This window comes from Actinoplanes sp. NPDC089786 (genome assembly GCF_040684855.1).
In the GTDB taxonomy this organism is placed as follows: domain Bacteria; phylum Actinomycetota; class Actinomycetes; order Mycobacteriales; family Micromonosporaceae; genus Actinoplanes.
Genome location: NZ_JBFBGU010000022.1, coordinates 114,651 through 126,925 on the forward strand (window position 1 = coordinate 114,651; position 12,275 = coordinate 126,925).

At 73.1% G+C, this 12,275-nt stretch carries 8 protein-coding genes; 3 read left to right on the top strand and 5 right to left on the bottom strand.

The features are described 5' to 3' along the window. Nucleotides 1-13 precede the first annotated feature (13 nt). The 4 genes from AB0O15_RS39045 to AB0O15_RS39060 form a co-directional block, all read right to left on the bottom strand. On the bottom strand, nucleotides 14-805 hold the full coding sequence (locus AB0O15_RS39045; RefSeq protein ID WP_364330058.1) for an ATP-binding protein: 792 nt from the start codon (nucleotides 803-805) through the stop codon (nucleotides 14-16). Then, nucleotides 802-1,491, bottom strand: coding sequence for a response regulator transcription factor (locus AB0O15_RS39050; RefSeq protein ID WP_364330061.1), 690 nt, complete (start codon nucleotides 1,489-1,491; stop codon nucleotides 802-804). Before AB0O15_RS39050 ends, AB0O15_RS39045 begins: the two co-directional genes overlap by 4 nt. Nucleotides 1,492-1,496: 5 nt before the next feature. Next, nucleotides 1,497-3,716 carry an MMPL family transporter gene (locus tag AB0O15_RS39055; protein ID WP_364330064.1) on the bottom strand — a complete coding sequence of 740 codons (2,220 nt, stop codon included), beginning with the start codon at nucleotides 3,714-3,716 and terminating at the stop codon, nucleotides 1,497-1,499. 171 nt (nucleotides 3,717-3,887) lie between these two features. Then, nucleotides 3,888-7,286 carry a TIR domain-containing protein gene (locus tag AB0O15_RS39060; RefSeq protein ID WP_364330067.1) on the bottom strand — a complete coding sequence of 1,133 codons (3,399 nt, stop codon included), beginning with the start codon at nucleotides 7,284-7,286 and terminating at the stop codon, nucleotides 3,888-3,890. Between the two features lie 228 nt (nucleotides 7,287-7,514). On the opposite strand from AB0O15_RS39060, the gene AB0O15_RS39065 reads away from it, so the two are divergent. Further along, on the top strand, nucleotides 7,515-10,502 hold the full coding sequence (locus tag AB0O15_RS39065; protein WP_364330070.1) for a BTAD domain-containing putative transcriptional regulator: 2,988 nt from the start codon (nucleotides 7,515-7,517) through the stop codon (nucleotides 10,500-10,502). On the opposite strand, the gene AB0O15_RS39070 is transcribed toward AB0O15_RS39065, so the two are convergent. Beyond that, nucleotides 10,465-10,923: a hypothetical protein gene (locus tag AB0O15_RS39070; protein ID WP_364330073.1), complete on the bottom strand. Its 459-nt coding sequence runs from the start codon at nucleotides 10,921-10,923 to the stop codon at nucleotides 10,465-10,467. The genes AB0O15_RS39065 and AB0O15_RS39070 overlap by 38 nt on opposite strands. A 406-nt stretch (nucleotides 10,924-11,329) precedes the next feature. Between AB0O15_RS39070 and AB0O15_RS39075 the strand changes: the two genes are divergently transcribed. After that, complete coding sequence (locus tag AB0O15_RS39075; protein ID WP_364330076.1) at nucleotides 11,330-11,557, top strand: hypothetical protein; 228 nt, start codon at nucleotides 11,330-11,332, stop codon at nucleotides 11,555-11,557. Between the two features lie 78 nt (nucleotides 11,558-11,635). Next, nucleotides 11,636-12,244 carry a TetR/AcrR family transcriptional regulator gene (locus AB0O15_RS39080; RefSeq protein ID WP_364330079.1) on the top strand — a complete coding sequence of 203 codons (609 nt, stop codon included), beginning with the start codon at nucleotides 11,636-11,638 and terminating at the stop codon, nucleotides 12,242-12,244. Nucleotides 12,245-12,275: the final 31 nt, after the last annotated feature.

Here is a 12,275-nt window from a genome sequence, read left to right on the forward strand (position 1 = left end):
AAATCCACAATGGTCAATTTGTACGACAAGGCAGCAAGATCCGCACGGTGGTGCCCTCCCCCGGCGCCGAGATCACCCCGACGGTGCCGCCATGCGCGATCACGATCGCCTCCACAATGGCCAGGCCCAGGCCCGACGAGGCGCCCCCGCCGCGGCTGCGGCTGGGATCGGCCCGGTAGAAGCGCTCGAACACATGCGCCAGGTGCTCCGGCGCGATCCCGTCGCCCTCGTCGCGTACCGCGATCACCACCTCGCGCCCCGGCTGGTCGATCGTGACCGTGACCGGCGTGCCGGGCGGAGTGTGCTGCACCGCGTTGCCGACCAGGTTGCGCAGCACCTGCTGAATCCGCGGCCCGTCACCGTCGACGACCGCCTCGGCCACGCCGAGCCGGGTGATGGCGCGGTCGGGGCTGACCACCCGGGCGTCCTCGACCACCTCGCCGGCCAGCGCCACCACGTCGACCGGCCGGCGGTCCAGCGGCCGGTCCGAGTCGAGGTGGGCCAGCAGCGCCAGCTCGTCGACGAGGAGCCGCATCCGGCCCACCTCGGCCTGCATCCGTTCCATCGCGTGGTCGAGCTCTCCGGGTTCGCGCAGGCCGCCCTGGACGTAGAGATCGATCCAGCCGTGCATGGTGGCCAGCGGCGTACGCAGCTCATGACTGGCGTCGGCGACGAAGCTGCGGAGCCGGTCCTGGGCCCGCCGCTGCCCGTCGAAGGCCTCCTTGACCGCCGTCGCGGCCGCCACCTCCGGGCCCACGATCAGCGCCCGCCGCCACCACTTCATCCTTTTCACCGGGTTCTTCATCGAGCCACCGCTCGCAGGCTGTAGCCGAAGCCCCGCACGGTGCAGATCAGCGACGGCCCGCCGAGGTCGGTCTTGCGGCGCAGGTTGGAGACGAACCGCTCGACCACACCGGTGTCGCCGCCGAAGTCGTACTGCCAGACGTGGTCCAGGATCTGCGCCTTGGACACCACCCGCCCGGCGTTGGCCAGCAGGTAGCGCAACAGCCGGAACTCGGTCGGCGAGAGCTCGATCGGGCGCCCGCCCCGGGTCACCAGATGCCGGGCCTCGTCCAGCTCGAGGTCACCGCAGCGCAGCACGCCCTCGGGCTGCGCCGGCGGCACACGCCGGGCCCGCCGCAGCAGCGCCTCCAGCCGCGCGGCCACCTCCACCACGTCGAACGGCTTGGTCAGGTAGTCGTCCCCGCCCAGGCGCAACCCGCGCACCCGGTCGTCCAACTCGTCGCGCGCCGACAGGAACATCACCGGGACGTGTACGCCCTGATCACGAAGCAGATGCACCAGGTCGAAGCCGTCGGTGCCCGGCAGCATCACATCCAGCACGATCGCGTCGGGCTCACCGGCCGCGATCACGGCCAGGGCGGCCGGGACGTCGCCGACCGCCGCCACCTCGAACCCCGCGAACCGCAGCGCCGACACCAGCAGCTCACGCAGACCCGGGTCGTCGTCCACCACCAGGATGCTGTCCATGATGGTTATTTCATCACCGGGAGCCACCACGCTCGATGTCCGGCCATGGTCAGGACCGCCGGCACGAGCGTCATCCGGATCAGGAACGCGTCCAGGAGCACGCCCACGGCGAGCGCGAACGCGATCGGTTTCAGCGTGGCGTCGCCGCCCGGCAGGAAGCTCGCGAAGACCGCGACCATGATCAGGGCGGCCGCCGCGACCACCCGCGCCGAAGCCTGGAACCCGCTGGTGACCGCACGCCGCGGATCGCCGCTCCGGACGTACTCCTCACGCATGCCGCTGACCAGGAACACCTCGTAGTCCATGGCCAGGCCGAACAGCACCGCCATCAGGATGATCGGCATGAAGCTGATCACCGGGCCGGTGCGCGGGACCCCGATCAGCTCGGCCAGCCAGCCCCACTGGAACACCGCGACCACCGCGCCCAGCGTCGCGCCGACCGACAGCAGGAAGCCCAGCGTGGCCTTGAGCGGCACCACCAGCGACCGGAACGCCACGGCCAGCAGCAGGAAGGCCAGACCGACAACGATCAAGGCGAAGGGTACGAGGGCAGCGCGCAGAAGCGCGGAGATGTCGATGCCGATCGCGGTGGCCCCGGTGACCCCCACCGAACCCCCGCCCGCCGCCTCCAGCTTTCCTACCAACTGGTTGGTAAGTACGTCCTGCGGCCCGGTCGCCGGGATCACCGACACCAGGGCGTAACGGCCGTCGGTGGAAAGCTGAGGGCGCCCGACGGCCGCCACCCCGTCCACCGCGCCGAGTCGCTCGGCGAGCTTCGCTGCCTGGTCACTGCGCCCGACCGGCGCGGCATCGCCCTCGCGACCCTGGCCGGCGTCGCCCTCGCGAGCCGGGCCGGCATCGTCGTCCCCCTCGCGGGCCGGGCCGGCAGTGCCCTCCCGGGCCGGGCTGGCAGCACCCTCCTGGGCCGGCCCGGCAGCGCCCTCCCGGGCTGGGTCGGCAGCGCCCTCCTGGGTCAGGTCGGCGAGGACCAGCAGTGGGCCGTTGAAGCCCGGTCCGAAGGCGGCCGCCGTCAGGTCGTAGGCCTGCCGCTGGGTGCTGGTCACCGGCGCGGAACCGTTGTCGGTGAGGGCCAGCCGCAGGTCGGTTGCCGGCACGGCCATTACGCCGAGAAGCGCGACCACGATGAGGATCGTGACCAGTGGGCGGCGGGTGACCAGCCGCACCCACCACGCGCCCATCGGGCGCCGGGCCGGGCGCGAGCCGCGTCCCAGGCGCCAGGCGAGACGCGAGCCGCGTCCCGGGCGCAGCCGCTCCCCCAGGAGGCCCAGCAGCGCCGGGATCAGGGTGACCGCCACCAGCACCGCGACGATCACGGCGGCCGCCGCGGCCAGGCCCATCGCGCTCAGGAACGGGATCCCGACCACGGTCAGGCCGGTCAGGGCGATGACCACGGTGAGCCCGGCGAAGACCACGGCGGCACCGGCCGTGCCGATCGCCCGGGCCACCGACTCGGCCACCGGCAGGCCCGAGGCGAGCTGTGACCGGTGCCGCGCGACGATGAACAGCGCGTAGTCGATGCCGACGGCCAGGCCGAGCATGAGGGCCATCGGCGCCGCGGTTGTCGGCAGGGCCAGCGTGCCCGCGACCGCGGTCAGGCCGGCCAGGGTCACGCCCACCCCGAGCAGCGCGGTGAGCAGCGGCAGCCCGGCCGCCACGAGCGAGCCGAAGGTGATGACCAGGACGAGCAGCGCGATCAGCAGGCCGGCGGCCTCGGTCGCGCCGCCGGACTCGCCCTCGCCGTACGCGGAGCCGCCGAACTCGACCCGCAGGCCGGCGTCGCGGGCCGGTTGGAAGGCGTCCTCCAGCGCGTCGAGGGCGGGGCGCTCCAGCTGGGCGCTCTTCACCCGGTACTGCACGTTCACCAGGGCGGTCCGGCCGTCCGCCGAGACGATCGGCGCGGCCACCGCGGCCACCAGCGGCGCGTGCCGCGCCTCGGCCAGGGACGGCTCGACGGTGAGCCGGCGTCCGGCCGGGGCCACGAGCACGACCCGGACCGAAGCGCCGGACGCGGCCGGGAACCGCTCGGCGACGGTGTCCAGGGTCCGCTGGGCGCGCGAGCCGGGAATCGAGAAGTCGTCCTGGTAGGGGCCGCCGGCGGTGACGGCGAGCGCCCCGGCCGCGACGGTGACGGCCAGCCAGATCAGCAGGACGGTTCGGCGGCGCCGGCAGGTCCAGGCGCCGAGCCGGGTCAGCAGAGTGGTCATGCGCCCATCGCAACGTCCGCACCTGACGGTCCGTGGTGCCCGGACCTGACGGTTCGCTGACTCTCTGACGCCACCGGCCCGCTGCCGCCGGCCGAGAACCGCCTGCCGACCGCGGTCGAGGCCGGCGAGAACCTCCCCTACGAGCGCCTCACGCCGGCCGCCGCGAGCTGATCAGCAGGTCTTCCGGTAGTCCAGCTCGGGGACGAGGCGGGCCCACTCGGCCTTGCTGAGGCCGGCTCCGGTGATGGCGCAGCTGAACGCGGCCGGGTCGGCGCGGAGGCGGTTCATCGGGGCCAGGTCCCACATGCCGACCACGCCGTACGGTGCGGTCATGCCGATGGCGAGGGTCTGCCCGTCGGGGCTGAAGTCCATCGCGCCGCGGGAGTAGGCGTGGGTGGTGTCGGTGCGGGAGAGCCGGACCGGCCGGGCCGGCTGGGCGACGTCCCACACCGTCGACCAGCTGCCCCAGTCGGCGACGAGCAGAGTCTTGCCGTCCGAGCCGTAGACGATCTTCCCGATCGACTCGGTGTGGCCGGTCATTGTGGAGATCCGCTCCGGTTCGACCGGGTTCGAGACGTCGGTGAGCACCACCGAGCGGTCCTGGCTGCCCGAGGCCAGGGTGCGCCCGTCGGGGCTGAACGACACCGCGGTCACTTCGCCGGCGTGCCCGGTCGTCGTGCCGACCAGCCTGGGCGCGGACGGCCGGGCGAGGTCCCAGAGGTTCACCTTCTTGCCGACGCTGATCGCCATCAGCTTCCCGTCCGGCCGGAAGGCGACCACCGCCGCCTTCTGACGCTCGACATCGATGGTGGCGATCTTCTGCAGGTCCCGGTGGTTGCCGATGTCCCACAGCCAGAACTGGTCATAGCCGGCCATCAGCAGGAAGCGACCGTCCGGGCTGAGCTCGACGCTGTGCACCCACGGCGGCACCCCCATCGAGGCGAAGGGCGCCGGTTTCGTCGGATCGCTGAGGTCCTGCAGCATGAGCCGCTCGGAGTCACCGGCGACGGCGGTCCGCAGATCGGCGCTGAACGACGCGAAGGTGATCGGCCGGGCGCCGGACAGCCAGAGCGTGTTCTGGTGCTCCGGGTTGCCGCTGCCGGACACCTTCCAGAACACGGCGGTGCCCTCGTCGCCGGCGGTCACCATCGTCTTTCCGTCCCGCGCGTATCGCACCGCGACCACCCCGCTGTGGCCCCGCTCGCCACCACGCCGCTCGGGGCCCGCGAAGTCCTCCAGGCCCCAGAGCACAGCGGTCTCCGCCGCCTCCACGGTCACCAGGGTCTTGAGGTCGTGACTGAACGCCACCGACGCGACCTGGACGCGACCCTGCATCCGGGCGATCTCGCGCTTGTCGCCGTTGTTGGCGTCCCAGACGGCGATCATGGCATCGGCGAACCCGGCGGCCAGGCGTTTGCCGTCCGGGCTGTATGCGAGCGTGAGGTTGCCCTTGAACCCGCTGCTGAACGTGTACTGCACCTTGGGCTGGGCGCTGTCACTCATGTCGAAGACGTTGACCGTGCCGTAGTAGTCCCCGATGGCCAGCACCTCCTTGGTGGGGCTGTAGGCGATGCCGTACGAGAGGTTGTTCAACGGGATCCGGCTGCGCTGCACCGGGTGCGCCCGGTCGGAGATGTCCCAGATGAGCGCCGAGTACATCGCGACCGCGAGGGTCTGTCCGTCCCGGTTGAACGAGACCTTCGAGGTCGGCACCTGGCCGATGCCCTCGCGCAACACCGAGAGGACGGTGGGACGGGCCGGGTCGGCGACGTCGTACAACGTCGCGTAGCCCCATTGCTCAGCGGTGCCCGGAGTGGGCTCGCGGCGGTCGCCGACGGCGAGCGTCCGGCCATCCGGGCTGAACGCGACGGCGGTGTTGTTCAGGAACTGGTCGTCGGCGAACGCGGCCAGCAACCGGGGCTTGGCCGGATCGGTGATGTTCCACAGCTCCGCACCCAGACTGAAGACGACGGCCAGCGTCTTCCCGTCCGGACTGAACGCCACCTTGCTGCCTGATCGGCCGGTCTTCTCGATCGTCGCCAGCTTGACGCGCTGGGCCGGCTCGGCCGCGTTCCACAGGGTGATGGAGCCGCCCACGGAACCGGTGGTAGCGAGCAGGCCGTTGGGGCCGGGGATGGCCTCGTACACGTCCTCGATCGACCCGAGGTGCCGGCTGGAGGTCACCAGGCCGGCCACCTCACGTTTGATGTCGTCGGCCGGGTTGATCTTCTGTGCCGCGACGCCCAGCTTGAACGCCAGCCGCGAGTCGTCGTTGACGGTGGCCTTGGCCTCGTTGACCAGGCGGCGGCTGATCGCGATCTTCTGCTGGCGGGCCGCCTCGTCACCGGCCTCCTTCGCCTTCTGCTCCTGCTGGCGGGCGATCTTCTCCTGCGCGCGGGCCTGGGCGCCGGCCTCGAGGGCCAGCTTCTCCTGGTCCGCGGCGATCTGCTTCTGCCTGGCGGCCTCGTCGCCCGCCTCGCCGGCCAGCTTCTGCTGCTCCTTGGCCAGCTGTTCCTGCTCCTTGGCCCGGTCCTGCTGGCGGCGCATCTCCTTCGCCGACTCACGGGCCAGCGCGCTCTGCCGCGCGGCCAGCTGCTGCTGCCGCTTGGCCCGCGCCGCCGCCGCGTCGGCCTTCGCCAGCTGCACCTTGACGTCGCTGGAGGCCTTGTCGGCGAGCGCCTTCTGCGCCTTCGCCGCCTCCTCCTGCTTCTGGGCCTCGGCCGCCGCGCCGCGTGCCCGCGCCTCACCGTCGCGCGCCAGATCTTCCTGCCGGGTGGCCTCGTCGGCGAACCGCGCCGCGTTGCCCCGCTGCGCCGTCGCCTCCTTCTCCTGCCGCCGGGCCTCGACGGCGGACGCGTTCGCCTGGGCGGCGTTCTGCACCGCCGACATCCCGGTCACCGAGGCCAGCACGGTCAGCAGCAGCAACATCGCCACCGCGGACAGGCGCAGCCGGCCCGCGCGGCGGTGCTGGCGGACGTCCTCGCCCTCGAGATCGTCCTTGCTGACGCCGTGCATCGGGGCGGCGAGCTGGGCGATCGCGTCGCGGAAGCGGGAGTGCCGCAGGCTCAGGTGCTGGTCGTCGCGGGCCCACCGCAGGTCGAGGTAGAGCGGCTCCTCGGCGAACACCCCGCGCAGGGCCGGCGGCACCGAGGTGGAATCCGCGTCGAAGTCCTTGGCCGCCGGATCCCATCGCCAGTCGCCGTCGGTCACCACGGGCAGGATGTGGTCCAGCGGCTTGTTGGCGACCCAGTGCTCGATCTCGCGGTTCACCCAGGGTGACTGCGCCGCCTCCGGGGAGGCCATCAGCACGAAGTATTCGGATTTGTCGAGCGCCGTCTGGATGGAGGTCCACAGCGCGGGGGTCACCGAGAGCCCGGTCTGGTCCCGGAAGATCCACAGTGCCCGGCGACGGTGCCACGGCTTGGCCAGCCGATGGAGACCCCGCTGAACGGCCGGGGCAAGTCGCCCATCGGCCGCATGACTGTACGAAATGAACCCGTTGAACGACACACCAGCCCCCGCGACTGAGAACAGTATCGGCGGTGGTCGATTGTGCACGTCGCCATCCACGCCCGGCAAATTCGGCCCGCCCGATTCCCCCGTATGAAACCGGGACGGCCGACTTGCGAGGCAGCCAGGCCTTCCCGCCCGATTCCCCCGTACCTAACCGGGATGGCCGACCTGGCTGCTTGCAACACGGTCAATAGTCGGGCGCGGACCTTGGACGAAGCGTGGGAGACTCGTGTCCGGCCTTGGGGAAATCTTGAATCCCCTGGTGGACGCTGAGGACGAAAGGATGTGCAGCGGGGGTTGGCGGCGGATTTCGGGGTGCTCGGCGCGGTGGAGGCAAGGATCGACGGCCGATCCGTCGATCTGGGGCACGCCCGGCAGCGGTACGTGCTGGGCGTCCTGCTGATCGAGGCCGGTCGCCCGGTCCCGGTCGACCAGCTGATCGACCGGGTCTGGGGTGAGGACACCCCGCAGCGGGTCGCCGGCACGCTCTACAGCTACCTGTCGCGGCTCCGCGGCGCCCTCGCCGAGGCGGCCGACGTCGAGATCCAGCGCCGCCCGGGCGGGTACGTGCTGACCGCCGACCCGCAGACCGTCGACCTGCACCGGTTCCGCCGGCTGGTCACGCTGGCCCGGTCGGCCGAGTCCGACCACACCGGCGCCGACCTGCTCACCCAGGCCACCGGCCTGTGGCGGGGCGAGCCGCTGGCCGGCCTGGACACCCCGTGGTCGGACGCGACCCGGCGGATGCTGCTGGGCGAGCGGTTCGCCGCCGAACTGGACCGCAACGACGTGCTCCTGCGGCTCGGCCGGCACGGTGAGCTGCTGCCGGTGCTCGACGCCGCGGACGCCGAACACCCGCTCGACGAGCGGCTGGCCGAGCAGACCATGCTCGCCCTCTACCGGTCCGGCCGGCAGGCCGACGCCGACGCGCGGTTCCGGCGGATCCGCCGCCGGCTGGCCGACGAGCTCGGCAGCGACCCCGGCTCGGGCCTGCGCAAACTCCATGAGCGGATCATCGCCGCCGACCCCACGCTGATCCTGGCGGCGAGCGACGTGCGGCCCCCGGCGGCGCCACCGGCCGCCGCCTCGTCGGTCCCGGCGCAACTGCCGGCCGACGTCCGCGCCTTCACCGGGCGTACCGGCGAACTGGCCGCCCTCGACCGCCTGCTCGCGCCCGCCGGCGGCGACGAGCCACCGCTGGCCGTGGCGCTCCTCGCCGGCACCCCCGGCGTCGGCAAGTCCGCGCTGGCCGTCCGCTGGGCCCACCGGGTCCGCGAGGCGTTCCCGGACGGGCAGCTCTACGTGAACCTCCGCGGCTACGACGCCGAGCAGCCCCTGGCCGCGACCGACGCGCTGGCCGGGTTCCTGAGCGCGCTGGGTGTGCACGGGCCCGAGATCCCGCCGGGCGTCGAGGAGCGGGCCGGCCGCTACCGGTCCGAGCTGACCGGCCGGCGGATGCTCGTGCTGCTCGACAACGCGTCGTCGGTGGAGCAGGTGCGGCCGCTGCTGCCCGGCACCGGGTCGTGCCTGGTGCTGATCACCAGCCGTGACTCGCTGCCCGGCCTGGTGGCGGTGCACGGCGCCGAGCGGGTCAACCTCGACCTGCTGCCGCCGCCGGACGCCCTCGGCCTGCTGCGCCGCCTGATCGGCGCGCGGGTGGACGAGGAGCAGGCCGCGGCGAACGACCTGGCCGCCGCGTGCTCCCGGTTGCCGCTGGCCTTGCGGATCGCCGCCGAGCTGGCCGCCGACCGCGCCGACGTCCCGCTCGCCGACCTGGTCGCCGAGCTGGGCGACCACCAGGACCGGCTGGACATGTTGGACGCGGGCGACCCGCGGGCCGAGGTGCGGGCGGTCTTCTCCTGGTCGTACCAGAACCTGCCGGGCGGCGCGGCGCGGATGTTCCGGCTGCTCGGCCTGCACCCGGGCGCCGGGGCGCACATCGACGCGGTCGCGGCGCTGGCCGGGACGACCGTGGGCGAGGCGCGGCGGCTGCTCGGTGTGCTGGTCCGGGCCAGCCTGGTGCAGGCCGGAGCGGGCAGCCGCTATGCCATGCACGACCTGCTCCGGGCGTACGCGTCGGAACTGGCCGAGACCCACGACCCGGCGCCGGAACGCGAAGCGGCCGTGGCCCGCCTGTTCGACCACTACCTGGCGGGTTCCGAGGCGGCGATGAGCGCGCTCCACCCAGACGACGGCTCGGCCGCGGGCGACACCGACGCAGCCCGCCGCTGGATCGAGGCGGAACGACCCAACCTGGCCGCGATCTGCGTGTACGGGGCGGCCCACGGCTGGCACCGGCACACCGTCGCGCTGGCCGGGACGCTGTTCCGCTACCTCGACGCCGGCGGCCCGGTGGCCGAGGCGGTGACCGTCACGGCGTCCGCGGTCAGCGCCGCCCGCTCCGCCGGCGACCGGCTGGCCCAGGCTCGCGCGTTGTCCAACCTGGGCCGGCTGCACCGCCGGCAGGGCCACCTGGATCGGGCCGCCGAGACCTACCGGCAGGCCCTGACCCTGTACGCCGACCTCGGCGAGCACGCCGCCCAGGCGGTCGCGCTGCGCAACCTGGGCAGCGTGCATTGGCGGCTGGGCGACTACCGGCAGGCCGCCGACCGCTACCAGCAGGCCCGCGACCTGTACAGCCGGGTCGACGACGAGGCCGGCGAGGCGGACGCGCTGGTGCGGCTCGGTCTGGTCGACGACCGGCTCGGCGACCACGAGAGCGCGGCCGAGCGCCTGCGGCGGGCGTGTGAGATCTACGAGCGGCTCGGCGACGGATTCAGCGAGACGTACGTGCTCTCGCTGCTGGCCCGGCTGCCCGACCACAAGGACCCGCTGGAGCCGATCGCCGAACGGCTCGAGCAGAGCCTGGCCGCGTTCCGGCGGGCCGGTGACCGCACCGCCGAGGCGTACGTCCGCACCGACCTGGCCGCGATCCTGGTGCTGACCGGCCGGCTCGCCGACGCCGCCGGTCACCTGCGGGAGGCCGTGGTGCTGCACCGGCGGATCGGCGACCGGGCCAGCGAGGCCGAGGCGCTCAACGACCTCGGCCAGGTGCTGCGGGCCACCGGCGACACGGCCGGTTCCCGTGACCGGCACGACGAGGCGCTGGCCCTGGCCGAGGAGAGCGGCGACCGGTACGAGCAGGCGCGCGCCCACCAGGGCACGGGCGCCGCCGACCGGGCCGCGCGCATCTTCGCCGAGCTCGCGGTGCCGCCCGCGCCGGGGCTGCCGGTGGTCAGTCTCGCCGCACCCCGTCCAGCCACAGGACGGTGACCGGGCGGCCGCGGCGGCGGGCGTACGCGACGACATCGGCCGTGCCGCCCACGCCGCGGGCCGGGCAGCCGTCCCAGACCGCGAAGAGATGGTCGCAGGCATCGACCATGGCCTGGCCGGCGGCCAGGTAGGCCTGCTCGGACGGCTCGGCGTAGGGCATCGTGACCACCGAGCCGGCCGACCGGCGCAGCTGCTCGAACCGCGCCCGGCTGCCGTCGGAATAGCCCTCGCAAGGCAGCACCACATGCAGCGTGCCGGCGGCCGACAGCACGTGTTCGGCGAACAGCTGGTCGGCGCCGTCGGCGAGGTTGGAGACACCGTGCAGCCGGCTGCCGGTGGGCAGCTCGCGGCGCCAGCGGTCGGCCGCGAACTCGGCGATCCGCGGCGGCAGAACCCGATGACCGGTGACACCGAATCGCACCTGTGGCCCCCGTACCTGATGTGGAGTCCTTGACGATACGGGCTCCGGCCCTTTCCGGTGGGGCACACCTTTCTGGCTTGCCCGTGCAACCCTGCGGGCCGGTGCGACCGTTACACCTCCGTCAGGAGGGGGAGCCGTTTGAAGGCCGAGGACGAGGATGCGTTCCGCGAGTTCGTGACGTCCCAGATGGCGTCGCTGCGAAAGCTGGCCTACATCACCTGCGGGGACTGGCACGCGGCGGAGGACGCCGTGGCCAACGCGCTGGTCAAGCTTTATCCGCGCTGGCCTCGGCGGCATCAACACGGCCCGCGGCGGCGACTACGGCGGCGCCACCTACGCCGCCTCCGCTCCCGCCACCACCGGCCTGGCCAAGCCGTGGACCCGGATCCGCGGCGGTCTCAGCATCATGGTCATCCCGAGCCGGAACGCGAACACCACCGGCGCGGCCGGCCAGACCAAGTGCTTCAAGTGGGGCGAGTGCAGCCTCTGGACCAAGGACGGCCGGACGAAGGTCGAGGTCGGCGGCGCGCCGTTCTCGGTGGCCGAGCTGACCCGGGTCCTCCGGTCGATCACGCTGGCCGAGGTCGCCCGGCCGTCCACCTGGACCCCGGCCGACCGGGCCCTGCGGCCCTAGGCCGGGCCGGGCATCACGTAGGTTCGTCACCATCGGGCGCCAGGAGGGGCCCGGTGGTCCGGTGGTGAGGAGGACGTCGTGGAAGCGGTCAGCAGGCCGGCCGGCACCCGCCGCCGGGGCGCGGCCCTGGAGGAGGTCATCCTCGAGGCGGCCTGGGCCGAGCTCACCGAGGTCGGGTTCGACCAGATGACCATCACCGGCGTGGCGGCCCGGGCGCAGACCGGCAAGCAGGTCCTCTACCGGCGCTGGCCGAACCGGGCCCATCTCGCGGTCGCCGCCGTGAACCATCACGCTGGGGCGCCGCTGACCGCTCCGCCGGACACCGGTTCGCTGCGCGGCGACATGCTCGCGCTGCTCGACGCGGCGGTGCGGCGGATGAGCAGCGTCGACCCGGCCCTGATCCGCAGCATCCTGGCCGCGCTGCTGGCCGAGGACGGCACGTTCACCGGGACCATGCGGTCGCAGGTGGCGGTGCTGCTGGAGCGGGCGGTGGCCCGGGGCGAGCTGGCCCACGCGCGGGTTCCGGACCGGGTGCTGTCGGTGCCGGCGGTCCTGGCGCGTCACGAGTTCACTCTGCTGGCCGGTTCGGAGAGCGAGCTGGAGGCGCTGCACGAGCCGCTGGTCGAGATCGTCGACCAGGTGTTCCTCCCGCTCGTGTCGGCGTACTCACAGAAGCCTCCGCCTTAAGAGACTTGCGTCTCTTACGGCGCGCACCTAC